Origin of the sequence: Ewingella americana (assembly GCF_006438725.1) — a bacterium.
Taxonomy (GTDB): domain Bacteria; phylum Pseudomonadota; class Gammaproteobacteria; order Enterobacterales; family Enterobacteriaceae; genus Ewingella; species Ewingella americana_A.
In genome coordinates this window covers 171,268-190,466 of the sequence record NZ_RCZD01000008.1, presented here as the reverse complement: position 1 = coordinate 190,466, position 19,199 = coordinate 171,268, and the positions used below count along the sequence as shown (strand labels likewise).

The 19,199-nt window shown below is 39.6% G+C and carries 18 protein-coding genes; 16 read left to right on the top strand and 2 right to left on the bottom strand.

What is annotated here, in order from left to right; translation table 11 throughout:
* Positions 1 to 93: 93 nt before the first annotated feature.
* The 4 genes from EAH77_RS16025 (at position 94) to EAH77_RS16010 (ending at position 2,344) form a co-directional block, all read left to right on the top strand.
* Positions 94 to 834, top strand: a complete 741-nt coding sequence (locus EAH77_RS16025) for a transporter substrate-binding domain-containing protein (RefSeq protein ID WP_431306774.1) — start codon at positions 94 to 96, stop codon at positions 832 to 834.
* 97 nt (positions 835 to 931) lie between these two features.
* Complete coding sequence (locus tag EAH77_RS16020; RefSeq protein WP_140473818.1) at positions 932 to 1,183, top strand: hypothetical protein; 252 nt, start codon at positions 932 to 934, stop codon at positions 1,181 to 1,183.
* A 2-nt stretch (positions 1,184 to 1,185) separates the two neighbouring features.
* Positions 1,186 to 1,818: a hypothetical protein gene (locus EAH77_RS16015; RefSeq protein ID WP_140473817.1), complete on the top strand. Its 633-nt coding sequence runs from the start codon at positions 1,186 to 1,188 to the stop codon at positions 1,816 to 1,818.
* Positions 1,808 to 2,344, top strand: coding sequence for a hypothetical protein (locus EAH77_RS16010; RefSeq protein WP_140473816.1), 537 nt, complete (start codon positions 1,808 to 1,810; stop codon positions 2,342 to 2,344). Before EAH77_RS16015 ends, EAH77_RS16010 begins: the two co-directional genes overlap by 11 nt.
* A gap of 20 nt (positions 2,345 to 2,364) precedes the next feature.
* Here the strand turns inward: EAH77_RS16010 and EAH77_RS16005 are convergent, their stop codons facing one another.
* Complete coding sequence (locus tag EAH77_RS16005) at positions 2,365 to 2,802, bottom strand: pyrimidine dimer DNA glycosylase/endonuclease V (protein WP_140473815.1); 438 nt, start codon at positions 2,800 to 2,802, stop codon at positions 2,365 to 2,367.
* 91 nt (positions 2,803 to 2,893) lie between these two features.
* On the opposite strand from EAH77_RS16005, the gene EAH77_RS16000 reads away from it, so the two are divergent.
* The 7 genes from EAH77_RS16000 (at position 2,894) to EAH77_RS15970 (ending at position 13,519) form a co-directional block, all read left to right on the top strand.
* Positions 2,894 to 4,201: a hypothetical protein gene (locus EAH77_RS16000; RefSeq protein WP_140473814.1), complete on the top strand. Its 1,308-nt coding sequence runs from the start codon at positions 2,894 to 2,896 to the stop codon at positions 4,199 to 4,201.
* A 52-nt stretch (positions 4,202 to 4,253) separates the two neighbouring features.
* Entirely contained in the window at positions 4,254 to 7,988 is a 3,735-nt protein-coding gene (locus EAH77_RS15995) for a hypothetical protein (protein ID WP_140473813.1), read from the top strand.
* An 823-nt stretch (positions 7,989 to 8,811) separates the two neighbouring features.
* Positions 8,812 to 9,150 carry a hypothetical protein gene (locus tag EAH77_RS15990; RefSeq protein ID WP_140473812.1) on the top strand — a complete coding sequence of 113 codons (339 nt, stop codon included), beginning with the start codon at positions 8,812 to 8,814 and terminating at the stop codon, positions 9,148 to 9,150.
* A 64-nt stretch (positions 9,151 to 9,214) separates the two neighbouring features.
* On the top strand, positions 9,215 to 9,715 hold the full coding sequence (locus EAH77_RS15985; RefSeq protein ID WP_140473811.1) for a hypothetical protein: 501 nt from the start codon (positions 9,215 to 9,217) through the stop codon (positions 9,713 to 9,715).
* 55 nt (positions 9,716 to 9,770) lie between these two features.
* A complete protein-coding gene (locus tag EAH77_RS15980) occupies positions 9,771 to 10,637 on the top strand; it encodes a hypothetical protein (RefSeq protein ID WP_140473810.1) in 867 nt (288 codons plus the stop codon).
* A 2-nt stretch (positions 10,638 to 10,639) separates the two neighbouring features.
* Positions 10,640 to 11,038 carry a hypothetical protein gene (locus tag EAH77_RS15975; protein ID WP_140473809.1) on the top strand — a complete coding sequence of 133 codons (399 nt, stop codon included), beginning with the start codon at positions 10,640 to 10,642 and terminating at the stop codon, positions 11,036 to 11,038.
* Between the two features lie 9 nt (positions 11,039 to 11,047).
* Positions 11,048 to 13,519, top strand: a complete 2,472-nt coding sequence (locus tag EAH77_RS15970; protein WP_140473808.1) for a hypothetical protein — start codon at positions 11,048 to 11,050, stop codon at positions 13,517 to 13,519.
* Between the two features lie 90 nt (positions 13,520 to 13,609).
* On the opposite strand, the gene EAH77_RS15965 is transcribed toward EAH77_RS15970, so the two are convergent.
* Entirely contained in the window at positions 13,610 to 14,827 is a 1,218-nt protein-coding gene (locus EAH77_RS15965) for an RNA-guided endonuclease InsQ/TnpB family protein (RefSeq protein WP_140473807.1), read from the bottom strand.
* A 139-nt stretch (positions 14,828 to 14,966) separates the two neighbouring features.
* On the opposite strand from EAH77_RS15965, the gene EAH77_RS15960 reads away from it, so the two are divergent.
* The 5 genes from EAH77_RS15960 to EAH77_RS15945 all read left to right on the top strand — a co-directional run bounded on the left by EAH77_RS15960 (position 14,967) and on the right by EAH77_RS15945 (position 19,157).
* Complete coding sequence (locus tag EAH77_RS15960) at positions 14,967 to 15,416, top strand: hypothetical protein (RefSeq protein WP_140473806.1); 450 nt, start codon at positions 14,967 to 14,969, stop codon at positions 15,414 to 15,416.
* Positions 15,417 to 15,440: 24 nt separating this feature from the next.
* Positions 15,441 to 17,744, top strand: coding sequence for a hypothetical protein (locus EAH77_RS15955; RefSeq protein ID WP_140473805.1), 2,304 nt, complete (start codon positions 15,441 to 15,443; stop codon positions 17,742 to 17,744).
* The gene (locus tag EAH77_RS25160) at positions 17,741 to 17,911 is read left to right on the top strand and encodes a hypothetical protein (protein ID WP_161985812.1); all 171 of its coding nucleotides are present in this window, start codon (positions 17,741 to 17,743) and stop codon (positions 17,909 to 17,911) included. The genes EAH77_RS15955 and EAH77_RS25160 overlap by 4 nt, the downstream gene beginning before the upstream one ends.
* Entirely contained in the window at positions 17,904 to 18,653 is a 750-nt protein-coding gene (locus tag EAH77_RS15950) for a hypothetical protein (protein WP_140473804.1), read from the top strand. Before EAH77_RS25160 ends, EAH77_RS15950 begins: the two co-directional genes overlap by 8 nt.
* A gap of 162 nt (positions 18,654 to 18,815) precedes the next feature.
* Positions 18,816 to 19,157: a hypothetical protein gene (locus EAH77_RS15945; RefSeq protein ID WP_140473803.1), complete on the top strand. Its 342-nt coding sequence runs from the start codon at positions 18,816 to 18,818 to the stop codon at positions 19,155 to 19,157.
* Positions 19,158 to 19,199 lie beyond the last annotated feature (42 nt).

Here is a 19,199-nt window from a genome sequence, read left to right as displayed (position 1 = left end):
TCCGCCCTTTCTTATTGTTTAAATTTAAAGTTTCTTCGTATATAAATGTACAATTCTAAACAGAGCGAGATATCTCCAATGATTAAACAAGTCTTGAAGGCTGCTATTGCGGTTAGCCTATTAATGTGTAGCGGCTTATCTGTAGCCAAAGAAGAAGTAGTTCGTTTTGCAACTACCGCGACGTACCCTCCCTTTGAGTGGGTGAACGAACATAATGAGATTGTTGGTTATGAAATTGATCTGACCAATGCTCTCTGTGAAGCCGCGAAAGTCAAATGTACTTTCACGAATCAAATCTGGGACAGTGTTATTCCTTCCCTTAAATTCCGTCGCTATGATGCATCGGTCTCTGGTCTGGATATTACGCCAGAACGTTTGAAGCAGGTTGAATTTACCAAACCTTACTTCAAAAATACGGCTATTTTGCTGGTAAGAAGCGATAGTACCGTACAGAATTTTGCTGATTTGAAAGGTAAGAAGGTTGGTATGGAAAATGGTGTAACGCATCAGCGTTATATCAATGATAAATTCCCAGAGGTGACTACCGTGGCTTATGCCAGCTGGAATGATTCATTACTGGATCTGAAGAACGGTCGTCTGGATGCTATCTTTGCTGACACTGCGGTTGTCCAAGAGTGGTTGAAAACTAATCCAACTCTTAAGACTGCCGGTGAGAAAGTAACTGATCCTGATTATTTCGGTATCGGCTATGGCATGATGTTCCGTAAAGGTAATATTGCATTGCTGGAACGTTTCAATAAAGCCATCGACGAAATCACTGCCAATGGTAAGCTGAAAACTATCAATGATAAATGGTTCCCTAATGGTGTCTGACCATTAGTTGATCGAACATTAGGCTACCTTCGGGTAGCCTTTTTATTGTTTATTTCGTATATAAAGATAATAGAACAACTTGAACTGGAAAATAGGTATGTCGTACAGTATTTCTCATAAGAAAATGAAACAAGCTGATAAAGAATCTTTGCATCGTTTTGGAATTCTTATTAGCTCTGTGGTTATTTCCAACAAAAGTACACTACCTAGTGAAGGTTTCTTCAAACGTGCGCTAGAAGCTGGCTTATATTTTGGCGGTAATCGAGCTAAATTCTTTAAGCAGCATTCTGAGAAAGTAACCGAGGTGTTACTTAAACATCCTGAATTGATTTCATTATTGGAGTGCTAATTATGGCTATTATTAAAGCATCAGATATTAAAGATTTAGATAAAGCTTTAGACGAAAGTCTTACCTCTGGCAACCTTACTATTGAAACAGCTGCCGGTAATAAATTCGTAGCGTTTCCTTTAAAGTTGTTCGAAGGCGTTCAGCTTAATGGGACGAGCGGAGTTTCAATGTCGGTTCGCGGTAATGTACCTTTAGAAATGCTTGACATAGATGCCTCTAAGCTGGAAGAACGTGTTCTGGCCAGTGGTGTTACTCTGGATTCTAATAATACTTCGATGCAGTTTGTTCGTGATAGCTTTTTATCGAATGGTGCAACTGTTAGTGGTCGTACGAAGACAAGTGCCGATTACCTTATAGAAATTCCTCAAATACCTAAAGAAGATCCAAATAATATCCGGATAGACATCGTTAAAAAGCGTCTGACTAATTCAGAATCAATGCAACTTCAAAGTGTATATTCTGAATCAACGAAAGAAAATCCAATGCGTTTCGTAGATTATCCATCTACCGAATTCCCAGAGCTTTCTCCCGAAGAAAAAGCTTGTATGGAAACAATGTTCAGTAAAATGCGTGAATTGGTTATGAAGCATGATATCAAAATCGTTTTCTCCAAGGATGTGAAAGATGGCGAATGAGCGTACTTTAGTAAAGCTCAAGAAGATCTATGAGCTGGCATTAAAAGGTGTTGGTGGCGAGAAAGATAACGCTGAGAGCTTACTGCAAAAGCTTCTTGCCAAGCACGAGATGACATTAGAAGATCTGGTTGATTCAGAAGAAAAAGTATATCAATACTGTTTTCCGGTTAAGACAATATTTGAGCGTACTTTGCTAACTCAGATTCTTCTTAAAGTTCTCAATGCTCATACTGTTTACTATACCCGTTATGGTAAAAGTAAGCAGAAATGGTATGAGTTGACACCTACTCAGTTCTTTGAAGTTGATATGCTCTATGGCCTATATAAGCAGGCGTGGAACAAAGAATTGGAAGCGACCATCTCAGCGTTCCTTAGTGTGAACGATATCTTCCCAGCTTCCGAAAATCCTAATCCTAGTAAACGAACTAAACCAATAAGTGATGAAGAAATGGAAGCGATCTGGGCTAAAATGAGCGGTATGAAGCCGGTCAAAGTACATAAGCAGTTAAGCTATTCAGAAGATTAAGGGGCGAGAGCCCCTTTTTATTACTCAGCGTTCAGATAAGCTGGTGGCAGGTCGCTTCCAATATCAAAGGAAACGTGATTGTTCGTTATATAGCTTGGCATTTCTCGCTTAGTCCATCTAAACTTCCACGGCGCGAGATCATATCTGATCTTCAAATCATACATATCAAACCAAACTAATGTCGGAAGAGCTACCCATGGAACCGGATCACTACCAATAATCCGATATTCAGTCTTATGAAGATTTGGAGTCGTCTTACCGAAACGATAGAACAATTCATCTACTAAGCGGTCATGCAGATCTTTAATGAATTCTTGTTTATCAATAAAGAATAAAACCAGCGGATGCGTTTGGAATCGAGGATGCAAGAACATAGACTCTAACATGTGCAATTCTCGATGCTGTCCAAGAACATGGGCATCCGATAACTCTTCAATTGGAACAAACCAAACTCGCATAGAAATATCCTAATCGTGACTTCCAATATTTATATACGAAAACTCTAGGTAGAATAGTGAAAGTAAGTTAATTAATGGATATCTCGAGATTATGTCTAAAAGCGTAAAACAAATCAACTTGATGGCTAATCAGCATGTTCCACTTATCTCGAATATTCTGACAGTTAACCGCGGATTGGCTTACCATGTAGATCCAAATCTGACTGGCACTTATCGCAACTTTGTTCGCATTGAGGCTAAGGCTCGTTTACTGCTTCCAGATCAAAGCTACATTCTAGATCAAGGATCTTCCGCCGGTTTAGCAAGTCTGATCTTTAAGGGTGCCTCTCAACCTGAAGTTGGCGAGACTCTAGCCTTTAAAGGAGATCAATATGAGATCTCTAGCATCCAGCAAGGTATTGTCTATATTACTCCAGCACTCCGCAAAGATGCCCCCGAAAGTTCTCAGTTTCGTAGTATTGCTAAACAAATAGAATCCATGATCATTACTGGTGATCGTGCAATGACTATTAAGACAACTCAGAAATTGTTTGAGCGTGACGTTATCCAATTGAGTAATACCTCTACTTTGACTATTGCTAATATCGTGTCGCATGAAGGGGATATTTATAAAGTTGAGACGGTCAATTCTTTAGACTCTTTGAATTTTAGTCAGACTCAAGTCAGTAATTTAATCTGTGCTCCTCAGTATGTGAGTGACCTAATTAAAGTTGAAGTCGGCTGTCCTTATTATCTGGTCTTTCCTTTCGCATCTTATTTCCAACAGAATTATGACGTTTTTCTAAAAATTGAGAATTGCGATTCGAAAGGAAAGGTTCTGAACTCAGTTATATATGATCGAAATAACCCAACTAATATCCGCGTGCCCATGTTCAACTCAATTATCCGAGCTTCCAATCTGGTAATGATGCGACGTATTATGGGTAAATTGGATTATAATAAAGCTGCTCTCGGATTCTATTCGGGGTCAATGGTTGAGTGGGAAGAAGACTTCCCTGAGACCGGTACAGACTTCTGGATTATGTCTGGATTATCTGAGACTGCTGGCAAACTTATTGTCAGATATGATCCATTAGGCATTGTGGAAACCGTGCCAGTTGTTAGGGGTCGTAATAATTTAAAAGTAAGAGCATTTGGAGCACTTAATGGTAAGTGTTCAAAGATGTCTATAGGGTTCATTTCAGAGGAAGGTTCAAATGCAGATGATTGCTTCTGGCTAAGCGAAATCATTCCTAATCAGGTATACACTTATTTCCGTTACACGCTTCGTATTGAGAGTGAAACTTTATTTAAACGTGAACACTTAGCATGTTACGGGCCGAAGGTTCAACCATCTCTTCCTTCAATAGATGTTTGCTTCGGAATCAGCCGATTAGACTCAGGCTTTCTTTTGCCATAACTAACGTTTAATCGTAATTAAATTTTTAAAGAAAATCAAGAAGTTACTTCATATGGATTCGACCGCTAAATTACCTAGTAAATCCAAGTCAATTTCTGTATTTCAGGCATATGAATCAGTAGTCACTTTGCTGAACATGTATGGTAAGAAACTTTCAGACAATCATTATTTATTAGCTCTTCAAGATAACCGCTTATCCTTACCGGTAGCAGGCTTATCTGAAGAAGGAATCCGCTCTATTTATTCGTTCTTTAACGAAACTCCAGCCCTTTCTATAACCGATACACATTTGATTTTAGATATTGCCGATTGTCGGGATACTGATTTGGTAGCTACTGTCTATAATTCAGATGCAGGTTATCCATCTGCTATTACTCTTAGTGGTCTATCAAACTCTAAAGAAGCTGTTTGGCTAGGTCTTAAAGAAACTCTTGCGGTTAACTACAACTCATTAGATTCTGATAAGCCGACTTTCTTTACAGTGGGTACTCCTAAGAATTTATCCGAGATTAAAGATAAGAATATTATCTGCTTCCCATCTCTGGACTATATTCAAAAGTATAGTGAACTTCTCGAATTCTTCTCTGCTCATAACTTCGAGGCGGCGCACGTAACTGTACTTCTGAATAAAGGCCATTTCAATAGTGCTGGCAGTCTATTCAAAATTCAACATAATCTGACAATCCCTTCTACATCTGATCAGGTATTCGTGAGTAAAGGCGATATCTTATTCGATCAAGGATTTGATAGTCAAGGTAATCTGATAACTGGACTTTACTATGGAGAATGTACCTCTTTAGTAGAACATCGTTTCATTACTAATTGTGATTGCACTCAAGAACAATTATCAGATTACCTATCTACATTGTTCGATATTAAACATCGAGCTAATGAAGCTGGTTGTGCTCTTCAGAAGATTCAATCTCTGAAAGATCTTCGCTTCCCACAAGCTCAAGCTTTCCCTTTCGTTGTTGACTGTTCTCCGACAGGAACTGGTAAGTCTTCTGATTTGATCAACCAAGTGACTAGCTATTTAGACGGTAATGGTTCCGTATTTGCTGAAGATAAACGAATCATTATTGTGGTTCCTAACTTTAACAATATTCCAGCTAAATTGCTTCTCCGTGATGAAGTTGTATTATCTTGGGGGCGTCAATCAGAGAACTTTGCGATTGTTGAATCAGAAGGTCATTATAACTTTAAGCGCCAATCTGCTCTGGAATCTTCTGATAATATTGTCAGAATTATGGAAGCTAACTGTGGTGATCAGATGTTGTCCAGTGCTAAAGGTCAATGTTCTGGTTGCGGTAAGCCGAAAGATGAATGTGAATATAACAATCATTTAGCTGATGCTAAAAAAGGCTTCCCGAATCATAAAGTAATCATTACCACTATGGGTAACTCCGAGAACTTGTTTGGTAAGTTATTACCTATCGGTGAGAAATTCCATATTGTTGAAGATGATCTGAACTTCATTAATGACAGCTATCAGATCAATATCAATTCGAATGATTCTTGGTTGTATCGGATGGCTAATCGCTATCACGAATATGGATCGGATTTAGAAACGGATTTGTTCTATGCTACTCTGGAATCTCTTATCTTTGCATTRAATGAGAATAAATTCCAAGTAACTCAAGAAGCGTTCAATAAGAATCAGAAATTCTCTCTTCCYGAAAAAGAAGATGTTGTTGAATCTATTACTGATTCTGAAAGCAGTTTGACATATGAGCAGGCCGTTAAGATTGTCAATACTATCCCTAAGACTGAAATGGAAGAAACTATCTACCATAATGGCGAGATCAGTGAAATCCGGAAAATAAGAGATCGTACTTTAGATGTCTTGAAAGCTCATTATCCTTTGATCAGTTCTGCCGCTTTCGATCATTTAGATTGGAAAAAGCTACAAGGTCTTGGACGTACTCAGTGGGCGTTCTTCAAGGTTCTTGAAGCTATTTATAAACCAGCATTCGAGAATTTGGCTTCTTCTCAGAAGATGTCTAAAGCGAAAGGCTTCTATCAGTTTAATACTACAGTACGCTTGAAGAGCAGAAGTTCTAAGTTCTTCTTGGGTAGCTCTACTATCGAAGATAATGACCTAATAACTTTCCCAGTGTTTGCAGCTCTTAATGAAACAGTATTAACTGTGAATATGAGCAAGACATTGCCGGAGCGTTATGAGAACTTTGCGGGATCATTACTGCGTATCTCTGCGGATGATTTCTTTGATAGCTACCACACTGTTGGTAAAAAGCCGGACATGGTTATTTATCGTGAGTCGGACTTTAAGCCAACACTGATTCGTACTATCAATAACAAGTATGAGCATAGTATGGCTCAGTTGCCACCAAATGCAGCTGTTCCATATATTCGCCGCATGTTAAGTGAAGAACTTAATCTGAAGACGGGTGCTCTACAAGTTATGCATCCAGAGATCGAAGTGCCTGAGAATATCAAGCACGTTATCTTCGATGTTAAAGAAGTTAAACAGAAAGTTGTCAAACTCTTTGAGAACAAGAACATCACTGATTTAGTGTTCAAGCAATACTTTGGTGATGAAGTTGGTAGCAACGATCTCTATAACAAGGATTTCAACTGTGCTACTCTCCGTACAACTAAAACCCAGAATATATCCTCTTTGCTATTATTCCAAGGACGTGATTGCGGAACATTCATTCGCAAGATCAATATCAACTTTGGATCAGCAGAGAATCCTCGCTTTGAAAGCGTGACTATTATCAATAATGGTATCAACTTAGCTCGTCAGAATATTATGCTGAACCAAGCGTTCGGTCGTCTGCGTGCTAACCGTCAAGACAGTTCTTTAGCATTCATAGCTCAATCAGAGTTTGTGAATCTGAATACCGCTAATGTGATCGACATTGATATGGCAGAAGCAGCTAGCTTCAATATTCAATTGAAACATCGTGAATATGAGTCTAAAGCAGAATTTAACGCTGAACTGACCGCAGAAGGCAATATCTATATCGCTTTYGATGCAATCACTCATACAGACAAAGAAGAATTAACGTGGCTTGAGTGGACTCGAGAGTTCAAGAATTATGGTAAGACATCTGGATATTCTGAGATGACTGCACTGTTCTCTGAGAACTTAGATATGAGGAAACGCATAAAGCTAACCAAGGAACAGGTGTTGCAGGCCACAATGAAGTTGCTAGCCTATTATCTTGTCTGGCAACAACGTGTAGCTGTTAACCTGAGTGTCCTTACTGGTATCAATAAACTTAGCGGTAAAATTAACAATCCATTGTCGGTGATCCAGACTCTCAAATCTCATCAGGGAGTTCTACAAGCTATCATTGATGATCTGGAACCGAAGTTCAAAGAATGGTATCCAGAGAATTATCAAGAGATACAAGAAGAAGAACCTCACGAAGATACCTTTAAGCTTCCAGCATATCTCAAAGCAGAGAAAGAAGTTTATCCAGAAGATGCTATTCAAGCTTATGACTTCTCTTTGGAAAGCGATATCGACAATTTACCACTGGAAGAGGTATCAACATTCAATCTCCAATCTATATGGAGATCAGAAGTTACCGAGGCTAAGTCATCTAAATGGTTCGCTGTTAAAGATTTCTTCTCTCGACTTTCCGAATGTTGTCCAGAAGAAGTTCCATTAGAAACCTTAGTGCCTCTGAATAAATTGCAGTATAAGAAGTTGTATGCAGCCATGTTTGATTATTTCTCAGCAATTAAACGTGGATCATCTGAAGAAGATCTGATTCTGATTCGTAATGCGACAAAAGATAAGTTGCGTAACTTCTAAGATTAATGCTGAGATTTGCCAGTATTATTAGTTGTCTTTTTTGTTGTTGTAAACGCTGTGTGTGTAGTAAACCTTGCCAAACGAACGACCTTCTATAACCCCTCCTTGGTTTTCTCGGAGGGGATTTTTTACCTGAATTACTATATATGTAGCAAGACCTCCTAGAAAACAATCTTGAACATTTTGTCTGGATATGACGATACATTTTCAGGTATAAATCCGCATCAAATCCTCTGTAAAATTTAACATCTCGGTTTGCAAAGCCTAGTCTATATCACCCAGATTCACAAAAGCTCACCACACAAAAATCTATTCAAGGTTATCCAACTCCCTCCGCTTCGCTCCGTGGTTTTTATAGGAAGCCAATATCTCATAAACCCTAAATTAACTAAATCTAATTGTCTGCTAGCCGGTAGGCGGAAGTAGACTATTTAGATTAGGTTAATGGTTCGGCTAACGCCGGAAGGCGGGATGTCGGCTTATAAACTTATAATTAGAATCTAGGATAACTCTATATATAAATAATAAAGTAAATAGTTTTAGTTATTAGAGTCTATCATCTAATGACTTCCTGCGGAAGCCAATAAATTGATAATCTATCAGAATAATCTACAGCCCTTGGCCTTCAGCTTCGCTTCCGGCTTTGGGGCTTCCGAATATCCCGAAAAGTAGATTATCAATTTTATTATGGATTGAGGGTTAGTTGGAAACTMAAATCTTCAAAATCAATCTTCAACCAAATTCTAGATTGTGCTTCCGCTAATATATAGATGTCCTAAGGTATATCGTATTCTAAAGTAAGACCTTACGGAGTTGTTCGTATATGGCCTCTTCAGAAGATATTAATGCTAGACTCCAAAGATTGTTAGAACTCAGCAACTTATTGGATCAGCAAGAACGTTCAGAACCTTATCTACAGCTTCGTAAAAGGACTCAGGTTACTGAGCTCTTAGATATGCGACGCCGGCAGATTGAAAAAGAAGCTAAGCAAAAGTTATCCCTCGCACGAAAACAAATCCACTCTATAACCCTTTTCTCTGCTAATTTCCCCAAACAAGCCCAATCTACTGAAAGTATAAATTCCAAAGAATACTCTGGGAATAATCCAGTTTTGAAAGAATTGTTCGCTAAATTAAATAAGAATCCCTCCGACCAGAAATAACGTGTAGAAATCCCGTTAGAATTAAAGTGATAGTTTACTTTAAATTCATATGAGGATTTTTTGAATGCGCGCTTTCGCTACCATTATGGCTTCCCTGTCTTCACGGGAACATCTGCTGCAAGTATCTAATGGTACTGCATATGACCTGACTCGCTCCGAAATTATCGCCATCTGTACTCGTGCTGGCTTTGATATCGAACCTGCCAAAATCTTGGTTATTGCTAATACCACTCTTCAGGTTACTTCTAAAGAAGATTTTACTCCGCGTCGCAATCTGCAAGCCAGCAATGTGCTGACTACTATGCGTGCTGCCAGTGAACAAACCGCAGTTCCTTTTGCAGAGGCAGGTGACACTGTTGTTTATCTGCACAATGCTATTCAGACTGCCGGCGTCATTAAGCGTATCACTGCTTCTCAAGCTGTTGTTACCAACTCTGTGCTGGGTTGCGATCACCTTGTAAACCCTTCAGTACTGCTCAAAGTATCTCAAGTAAGTGCCGGTTATGCTAAAACTGAGCACATGTCCCCTAAAGACATTGCTGCTGCCAGCCTTGGCCTGATCTAACACTTAAAGCGGGATCAAAAACCTCATGTTACCTAGAACTCCACTGGAACAGCACGTGTTCATGCAGCAGGCTCTGAAAGAAGCTGAAATTGTGGATGCGGATTTCACCGAAGTTGAGATGAAAGATATCACTCCACCAGCCACTAAGCAGACTCGCACAAAAAGCGTTCTGTCTGAGATGGCTCAGCAAGGGGTTACTATTGCAGAATTGTTCGATGCAAAGTCTAACCTTGCTGATCAGATGGGGATTATTTCTCAGCTAGCATCTATGCATATGGATTGTATGGTTTGCGCTAAACCTCGTAAAACTCTCGAGGTTATTGAAGAAATGATATTCTTAGAACAGATTCCTTATATGGAAGTTGCGATGCAATTCGACTTAACTGTTGAAGATATCGAACATCATGTTAAAGAATGTGTGCTGAATCGTCAAGCTGCTGTTCCAGTTGGAGCTCTAGTCAATCGTTACGTTAAAGAGTTGCATGAATTCACTGCAAGGATGGAAAAGTTCCGATTGGAGCTGGATTCAGATATGTCTTCTGAATCAATTCATACTTATCTCTCAGTATTGTCTAAACTGGAGGGTAGCGTGAATAACGTCATCAAGATGTCTAGTCCGGATGATGAAGCATTACAGATTACCAAGAAAGTCCTGAACCCTCTAGCATTGATGTTGTTCCGAGATAATATGCAATCGTTCAACAATATTATTGAGTTTGGCAAAGTGTCCGGTGTAATTGTTCCTGGACGAGAAGCCGACTTTAAAGAGAGAATAGTCTATGAATTAGGGTTATTAACTAAATCAAAGCTAAAATCTCGTTTCCACACGGGTATATTGAAATTATGTGAGCTTAAAGGTGTGGATCCAATTGTCGTGCTCGGAACCTCAGCTGCCAATGCTGCAACTGCTTCGGAGGAATAAGAATGTTATTAGGTTATCTTAAAGCATCTAATACTGGATTCAAGCTTCAGAGCACCTTTGACCTTGAAACTTCTTGCATTGATGTAATTATTGATGGTTGTTTACAAGGCCATATTCGTTTGTCAGAGGATGGAGCTATTTTAAATTCAGATAGCGTTCAACCAGCACAACGATTATTAGTATTGTCTTTGGCTCCTATTCTTCGGAGTAATGCTTCTATATTTAACGATGAAGATCATATCTTCATCTCACTCATAAATGATAATTTAGTCATCTGGCGAACTAAAGCAGATGCACAAGAGATTCGCAATAAGACTACTCTCAATATGACTAGCAATAATATTCAATGCGATGATGCAGATGAATTTGCTAATTTGGCAATCATGATTACTATATCCTAGGGCTTTCTTATGTCGTCTCCAGTAGCCAATTCCTTCGAAGATCTATCTAGCGGATTCTTAAATGAAGATTCTGCTTTTCTTGATATGGATCGACTGTTTGAAGATCTCGCTATAACTGACTTTGATCCAAGCAGATTGGCTATTCAGACAAAAGATCTTAAGAAGTGTCCGAACATCATTCGCTTTGTTCGTGATGATCATTATCTGAAAATCAAACCATATGCTCGTCAAGCGCAGATCTTAATAAACCTTTTCGAGGACTATTGTCCTTATTGCTCAGATATGGCAGTAGTTCGTGATATGTGGGGTATGGATCTCGAAACTATTTTCTCAAAAGTTCAGCTTTTAGAATTTGGCAAATGTCCTGCTTGTAAGCGAACTAAGACCGATTTCCGTAAAGAAGGTTTATTAAGAGATTATCAAGAACTTGTTGGTGTTGCTGGTCAGCGTTGTTTAGATCCAGAACTGCGCGTTTTTAAGATGGATGGTTCTCTGGTTGCATTGAAAAATGTGCGAGCAGGTGATTGGTTATCTCCATCAGATCCAACTGATAGAACTCCGGCTATCGTTAAAGAAGTGGTCGGCTCAGTGCAACCCGGAGTATTTAAGTTATACTTTGATGGTATTACTAAGCCAGTAATTTGTTCAGATAACCATCAATGGGTTATTGTGGGTGACTCTAATGTATTTATGTATGGAGAATCTCGCTTAGAATCAGCAAATAACTTAAAAGTAGGTGATTATGTGCAGAGTTGGGATACCCCATTCCGCAAAATAACCCGCATTGACAAAGTTAAGCTGCGAGCTAACCTCTTTGATCTTGAAATTGTCGGCCATAAAACCTTCCGTTGTGAGAATGGTCTGGTTCTTCATAATTCAGGTAAGACCGCTATCACAGCAATGATAGCCAACTATGTTCTCCAGCAGTATCTGACCATTGAGGGTATGCCTTATGAATACTTTGATCTAGCAGCGACAACTATTCGCGGAACGTTCGTAGCGACTAGTAAGGCTCAAGCAGRTGAAACTCTTTGGCAGAACTTCTTGGACATGTATGATTCTTGTAATTGGATGAAAGAATACGTTCAAGTATTGGAAGAAGCAGAATATGAATCTGGCGATGTTATGTATCGTCGTCTGGGTGAATCTCTCCACTTTCGAAATAAAGCATTGGGTCTAACGTTCGAAGCGGCTAACCCTGCCCGCCTTCGTGGTAAAACGCGATTCATGGGTGGGATGGATGAATTAGGCTGGTTCCACTCAGGAGATGATTATGTCAACTCCGGACAAGAATGTTATCAATCCATTGCCAACTCCCTTCGTACCGTAAGATCATCTTCTAACCGTCGTGTTGAAAGTGGAGATCATGACCCGCTTCGCGGTTGGATGTTCAACATTTCTTCTCCACAGTCAGAAGATGATCCGATTATGCCTTTGTTAGAAAATGCTAAGATTCCAGAAACCAAAACTTTTGGCTTCCATTATGCTACTTGGGAAATCAATCCAACAATCACCAAAGAAGATCTTAAGAGCGAAATGCTTAAAGATCCGACTAAGTTCTGGCGTGACTTCGGTGCTAACCCGCCGACAGCTTCTGGTGCATTCTTGACTCAACCAGAGTCAGTAAATGCTTTATGTAATGATTTCGAGAACGCTATTAATTACACGTTTAAGACTTTCGAGAAACGTGTAGGTACTTCTGTTTATCATTATATAACTCCAGTTATATTGTCTTGTCATCCACACAATGTTGATTATCCTCGCGTAGTATCAATTGACGCCGGCGAAGTAGATAACTCTTATTCTATCAGTTGGGGCTATTATGACTTTGCTCGCGAAAAGTCAGTTCTTGAAGCTCAGATTGAGATCGAGCCTAAAGTAAGCCCTGATGGTCAGCAAATATCGGTTAGTTTTGAGAGTGTATCTGACATTGTCCGAAAGGTTCTGAAAGATCCCTATAATATCGTGTATTTTGTAGCCGACCGTTGGAACTCTACATCTACCTTAGAACAGGCTCGAGATTCCGGCCTAGAAGCTTGGAAATACTCACCAACTTATGCAGACTTTAAATTGCTACRTGCTCGCATATTCAACCAAGAATGTGAGATACCTAAGCTGGATGCGGAACCTACTAATAAACATCCTCCGATTGAATCACCAATTGCCCGTTTAGTATTGCAGGCTAAGACCGTTCGTGATGGTCGCAATAAACTGCATAAGCCAGTACGAGGTTCCGATGATGGATTCCGTGCATGGGCTTTATTAGATATCATTCTCGCCAATGAGAAAGAAAATCTAAAAGAAGTCTGGGAGACTCAGAAGAAACGTGGTGCTAAGAAGGGTAAAGGTTCTATATTCGCTCAGACTGCTAGACGTTTACGTTCGGGTGTGAGTGGAACTCAATCATCTTCAATCAGTTCTTCAGCTGGAACATCCTATGGCGCTTCTCGGAGATTACGAACTCCAACTAATAAACGATAAAGCACCCCAAACAAGCGGTCTCAGTTGCATAATTGCTTCTCAACCTCAGTTGCCTACGTGCACAATCTGATATCTGTTGAGCGTTTACGGCTAGGCCGCTCTTTCCGATTCTGGCTTCGGTAGATTCAAACTTAGTAAAGTTTTAGATTTAATCGCATTTTGATAAGCGTTCGAATCTAATAAATGGTCAGTTAGATACCAATGTTGTCCCAATTGATCTAAGTTAATAGCAGCATTTATATCGCGATCTACTTGGATTCCAGTTTCAGGACATTGCCAATACCTAATAGCCAAGGTTAACTCTGTATTCTTATAACCAGAAGATGCATGAATTTTAGAACTAGCAAAGAATGGAGAAGCATAGCACCACCATTTACCTTGATCAGCTAGCTTATATTCAAGCATATTTTTAAAAGTCGACCATCCAGATGTCATTATTGATTTAGACAATCGACGGTTTCTAGATAACCCTGCAACATTAAGAGTTTCAAGAGTTACTAAGTCATATTTCGTAGCAATGGCGAAACTTAACTTATTAAGAAAGTCTTTTCTTTGTGCAGCTATCTTGAAATGAAGTTTAGCAACTTTTCTTCTGGCTTTATTCCAATTGTTAGAGCCTTTGGCTTTTCGACTCATAGAACGTTGGAGATATTTTAATCTGCTTTGCGCAAGATGATAATGTTTTGGAGAAGAAATCTTCTCACCGCTAGACAAGGTGAGAAAGTCTTTTAATCCTAAGTCTACTCCAACAGATGATTTAGGATTAACGACTTCTGGGATAATTCCAGTATCCGTAACTATTGAGCAATACCAATGACCATCTGATTTCAATCGGAGAGTTATTCGCTTAATATTAGAATTTTCTGGAATAGGTCGGTGGCTTTTATATCGGAACCATCCCAATTTAGCTAACTTAATCTGATGTTTTCCCTTGCAACCTTCGGAAGCAGGGTTCCAGATTTTACAGTTATTATTAAGATTGCTGATAGTGAATGAATCTCTGACTTGCTTTTTCTTGAAGACTGGAAACTTAGATACTTTATTAAAGAATCTAGTTATAGCATTTCCAAGGTTTCCAGCAACATGCTGAAGAGAAGAGCTTTCAGATAATTTAAGAAATTCAAAACCATTTTCTTTTTTAAGCTGAGTTAGCTTCTTAGATAATGCATAACTATTGAGAAATTCTCCAGTATCTCGAAGTTCTGCTAAGAAGTGGTTATAAATGAATCGAGCGTTTCCTGCATTTTGCAGCAGAGTTTCCCTTTGGATATCTGTTGGGAATAGTCGATATTCAAACGCCCTTATCATATGATTTCACTTTAAGAATCAATAATATACCAATTTTATTGGATTCCTACTCAAAAATCAATAGAATCGTAAATTCGTGAATATTCTCGGATTTATACATGTAAAATTAGAAAAGATAGATTATGTTAAGGAACCTCCCATGTTTATGAATGCTTCTAAAGCCTACCGTCAGTATAAGAATGCTGGCGAAACAGTAACCGCTTGTCTTGATCGCCTGAATAATTCAGGTAATAAGATCTATAAGGGTGGCCGTAAACTGTCTTCATTAGAAGTGCCATTGCTTGCCAGTCTTGATGATGTCATGGTAGCGATGGACATTATTCCAGCGAACAAAGTGTCCGCAGCTTTCGGTGCCGGTGCTACACCACGTTATGAATTGTTACCTTTTCAGAACTTAAAGCGTACCAACTGTATCATCTGCAAATCTAATAACTCCTGCATCGCGGTTAAAGTCCGTGAAATTCCTGGAACCATCTGCACCATGTGTCGTGCTGTTGATTTCACGGATTCAGTTAAAGAAGCTTTGAAAGAAGTTAATCTTCTGGAAAACTTTGATAAAGGTTATCAAGTAGCTGAATTATTGTCTTAATCGGGGAACTTCATGCGCGGCTCAATGAATCAACGTTCAAGAATGGCGGGATCAAACAGTATCAGAGGCCATCGTGCTCGTAGTTCTGGTATTGTAGCTAACAGTTCGGGCTATTCAGGATCTGGTGGCGGTGTAGGTAACTACACTACTAACCAACATACTGAGAATGGGATAGATATGACTAATATCTATTCTACTCACCGCTATTTACCAAAAAATCCGCTGCATCAGAATGCTATTTTCCGACAGATTTATCGTTATGACTCTACAGCAGGGGCAGTTATTGAACTGTACTCAAATATGCCGTGGAGTGATTTCCAATTGGGGAACCTCCAAGATACAGCCATCCGCAACCTGTACGAAGATGCGTTCTCCAATCTGGACTTAACGACTAAGCTTCCACATCTTACTCGAGATTATTTGATTTTGGGTAAGATGTGCGGTTTCTTAACCTTTGATGAATCCAAAGGTGTCTGGAGCGATCTGATCCAGCAAAACCCTGATCATATCCGAGCGTTTCCAATTCCGCTCTCGAATCAAGATCCGCTAATATTCTTGCAACCTCCACGTGAGATGTCAGTATTAGCTCAAAAGATTATTAACCTAAATATTCAGATTGATGATCCAGATTCGAAAAGACTTCTTCAGTTGGCTGCTGCTATGCAACCAACTCAGCTTGATAATGCTTCGACCTTCTACCTACCTCGTAAGTCATTCGTTGATGACTATAATGGGACTTCGATCTATACTCGAATCCTGTCTTTGGTATTGCTTGAAGCAGCCTTATTGAATGCTAACTTATTGAATGCCTTCCGCCGTGCAGGTCCGATCCGCTTAATCTCTCCAGACCCTGAACAGGGTGAAATGATGGCTCCAGAACAATTAGACAGTATTGCTCTAATGTTCATGGAAGCGGAWATGGATCCAGTAGGTTCTACCATCGTCTTAGACAAGGCTGTTCAGGTTGATTCTATTGGTAATGCCAATGAAGGCCAATGGCGAGTATTTGACGAATGGGGTACTTTGCAATCAGCTAAGATGAATGCTTTAGGCTTTAGTGAGTCATTTATCTCAGGTGAATCTTCTTATCGTTCCGGTGACAATGAGATCTCAATCTTCCTGGAACGTCTGAGAGCGTTGCGTACTGAAATTGAAAACCAAGTCATGACTAACCATATTTGTCTGAATATGGCCAAGGCAAATGACTTCGTTAAGCGCACGAAAGCGGAGATGGATCACAAAATTAGAGTTAAAGGAAGCAGCCAATATATTATTCCAACATTCCAATGGAATAAGCCTTTGACTCCAGTCGGCAACCAAGATTATATTGCATTATTGAACCAAGCAGAAGCATCTGGTGTGCATATCTCCCTTCGTACATGGGCATCTGCTTGTGGTGTAGACTTTGTCGCAGAGACAGAGAACTTAATGCAAGATGCTAAAGACCGTTCACTGATGCAACGCTATCAGCAATCCAACAATTTAATTACGGATGATAATCGTCCGATCGGCGCTCCTGATCCTAAGACATTTATCAACGTAGTTACAACCGATAACTTCATGTTGTTGGAAAGAGAACAGATTCTGAATTACTTTACCACTTATAAAGGAACAGCAGAAACTATGCGTCTGGATTTGATCCCAGGGCAATTTGTATTGTTCCAGTTGTATCTAGCCTGTGTAAACGTCCCTTATGAAAATCTTACGGAAGACGAGTTTGAAATCTTAGATAAAGAGATGCAAGCTAATAACAACGTTGATTCTAAACTTAGTGATTTCTTCGCCGCTAAAGTCGAAGAAATGAAGAAACACATCCGCTCTAGAGATGAAATTAGTAAAATGCAGTTGTCTATTACTAAGGAATCTGAAATTGAAGAAGATGCTAAGAATGGGGATGGCAGCGCGAAGGAGACTAATCCTTCAGATGAAAAGACAAATCAAGGAAAAGTAAGTAAAGATATCCTTGAGAAGTCTCTGCAATTGGCTCTTGCAGACGTCCTTCGTGATACAAGTCACAAAAAAGTCAGAGATGTTACTATGGTGAATACCAATCTGGTTAAGCTAGATGACACCTCTAAGTCAATAACTGAACGCTTGATCAAATTGCGCGATGATATTGGCAAGTTAACTCCAGAACAAGTCAATGAATTCATGCTGGAAAATACTCAGCAGGACGATCAAAACATCAATGATAACTTGAAAGAAACTGTTAGCTTTATCAAGACCTTGAAATTAGGTGATAACGCTGAAAAGAACTTCCAGATTATCATGACTCAATTGAAACTTAAAAATGCTCAAACGCAGATGCAAGAGGAAACTCACTCATGACAAAGAATTTTATTACTGGCGATGTAACTAAAGCTGTTCCATTAGAAGATATCGCATCTAGTGCAAACACTCAGAACAAACCTCATCAACCTGTGAGAGGTCAGACCAAGGTATTTTACCCTATGGATGAACTCCCATTCTATGACAAGGGAAAGAAAGATGAGTAAGAACTTTATTACTGCCAGTTTTGTCGAAGCCAGTCCTTTGCATCTGATGAGTGGCAATAGTATTCGTGCGGGTCTGGAAACTAAAGTGGCAGATCCTGGTCGTTTGCAGAAAAAGCTTCTGGATCTTTCCTGGTTAGCGGCTGCGGCGTCTAAATACAATATCTCGCCTGACCTAAACGATTATCAGTTCGCTAAGGTACGTTCTTTGACCTTAGAGCTGCCCAATCGTAATGGTCATAACTTCTCGTTCAAATTCTTAACTGAATTCTGTATCGAGTCAGGGTGCCAGTTTTATCGCACTTTTGAAGGTAAACCTATCCTAGTCAACCACGTTTATAAGCTGGAAACAGCTATCGGTGTTAACGTGATGACTTCGATTGTTCAAGATGGTCCGTATTTAGTCATTGAGAACATCATTGCAGTAGATCGTACTAAAAACCCGGTAGCGGCAGATAAGTTGGCGGCTGGTGAAGCTAAGTTCTCTATGGGCGCGAATGCTCCTGCATTTATCTGTAGTGTTTGTAATGAAACTATTACGACTCTGGAAAAATGTTGTGTTCACACCAAGGGTTCCGCTATCCTTCGGCCGTTCTACGATATTAGTTTGAATGAACCTGAACGTTCTGAGAAAGCACAATTAGCTTATTTGGATGTGATTAATCCATATTTCATTGAGCTTAGTTACTTAGATGGTCAGGATCCTGCCGATCCACGCGCGTGGTCAGTTGAAACGAAAATCTAATGGCTGGTAATTTTAAAAAATTACTAAATCTGGGACATTGTAGCAAATATCCTTATCGTATATTATGATGGTTGCAGAATACCCACACTGATAGTAGGGTATTTATGAAACCTCTATGCGGCAAAGGGCTTTTGCCTACTTGGGGATTAGGATCAAAATAATATGAGCATTGAGACTCTAAAAGAAAGCAGTGGTGGTTTATTTGGTTCCGCGTCAATCAGTGACCTACTTGGGCAAGCGAAGAATATCGCGCTAGCACTTGCAGGTAAGTTGTCTTCTGATGCTGCTGATTTGTCAGGGCATATGGGAGAAGTTCATGATGTTTACTGGCAACCGAATGGGGCTTATTTCCCAGCTGAGTTGGTAAAGATCGAGGTTGAACTTGGATTGGTAATGGTACGCTTTACCGAGAGTGCATCGGATCATGATCGCACCTTTGCAGTGTCACCAAATAATGTCAAGATACGTCAAGAATCCGTACGTCGAGTTTATGGTAAATCTTAAACTCCTAACTATGATGTAACTGAAATAACTTAGGGGTCGTTT